At 42.9% G+C, this 1,330-nt stretch carries 1 protein-coding gene; it reads left to right on the plus strand.

What is annotated here, in order from left to right; all coding sequences use genetic code 11:
• The first annotated feature begins 235 nt into the window (after nucleotides 1-235).
• Nucleotides 236-1,300 carry a transposase gene (locus E5355_RS19040; RefSeq protein ID WP_246867012.1) on the plus strand — a complete coding sequence of 355 codons (1,065 nt, stop codon included), beginning with the start codon at nucleotides 236-238 and terminating at the stop codon, nucleotides 1,298-1,300.
• Nucleotides 1,301-1,330 lie beyond the last annotated feature (30 nt).

Raw genomic sequence — 1,330 nt, forward strand, 5'->3', positions numbered from 1 at the left:
TTAGTAAATAATATTTAGTATAATAAAATAGGCCAAGTGGCTGATTTTCATTATCTTTAATGGTATCCTACCACACATTAAAGCAATGAACAAAACAGCACTTGACCAATATGAGGAAATCGTAACCGATGCTTTGAAAAGTTGTTCAGCGAAGTTACGCAAAAGTTTTAAAACTGCATTCATTCAACTCATGATTTTGTATATGGTACTACCAAGAAAGATTAATTTCACCCAAATGGGACGTTACTCAGACAGCTCGGAACAACGCTTCCGGCAGTTGTTTGAACATGAGTTTGACTGGATGCAGTTCAATCTCTTCCTTATGCGGCAGCGATTTGGTGAAAGTGCTAGAAAAGCCATTGCCATAGACGCAAGCCACATTTCAAAGTCGGGAAAGAAGACTCCTTATATCGGTAAGTTCTGGTCGGGATGCGCTTCTGCGATGAAACGAGGATTGGAAATTCTCGGTATCGCCATTATTAACATTGATAGCCGGGACTGTATGATGCTACGTGCAGAACAGACGCCGGGCAAGGCGTATCTGGAAAAGCAAGGCGAAAATTACAATCTAGTGGACTGGTATCTTGACGTACTCCGCAAATACAAGGACAAGTTGCTCGGCATAACACGTTATGTCGTTGCAGATGCATGGTTTTCAAAGGCAAAGTTCGTCAATGACACCTGTCTGATGGGATTCCATGTCATCAGTCGCCTGCGTGATGATGCCGCCTTATGGTATTCACATAGCGGTGTTCACACAGGCAAACGGGGACGACCGCGTATCAAAGGCGAGAAGATTGATTTTGAGAGACTCGACCTTCAGCGTTGCGAGATTCTCGACATTGAAGGAGGAAGGGCCTACTCAGTCAAGGCATATTCAAAGGCAATGAAACGCAACATCAAAGTCGTGGTTCATTATCCAAAATCAGGAGGACACAAAATCTATTTCTCCACCGACCTTGATATGTCGGCCAAAGGCATCATCGAATACTACCGTACACGATTCCAGATTGAGTTTTGCTTTCGGGATTCCAAGCAGTTTTCCGGACTCAATGATTGTCAGGCAAGAGACTTGAGGAAACTCGACTTCGCTTTCAATGCTTCACTGGCCTCGGTAAACATTGCAAAGTTCATGCGGCAACAATACTATCCGTCGCTTTCCATCGGATTGCTAAAGGCCTATCTGAGTAATATTTATATGCTCAAAAGAATTTTTAGCAGGTCCGGTCTGAAACCGAACAGAACTTTTAATACTAAACTTATCAAAGAACTCTTTGGCATAGTGGCAGAAGCCGCTTAGCCGATATGGTGAATTTTTAACGGACTATTA

Origin of the sequence: Bacteroides muris (ex Afrizal et al. 2022) (assembly GCF_004793475.1) — a bacterium.
GTDB classification, from domain to species: domain Bacteria; phylum Bacteroidota; class Bacteroidia; order Bacteroidales; family Bacteroidaceae; genus Bacteroides; species Bacteroides muris.

Bases quoted from the DNA above. Each gene is read 5' to 3' on its own strand.
- E5355_RS19040 (WP_246867012.1), top strand. From the start codon at position 236: ATGGGACGTTACTCAGACAGCTCGGAACAACGCTTCCGGCAGTTGTTT.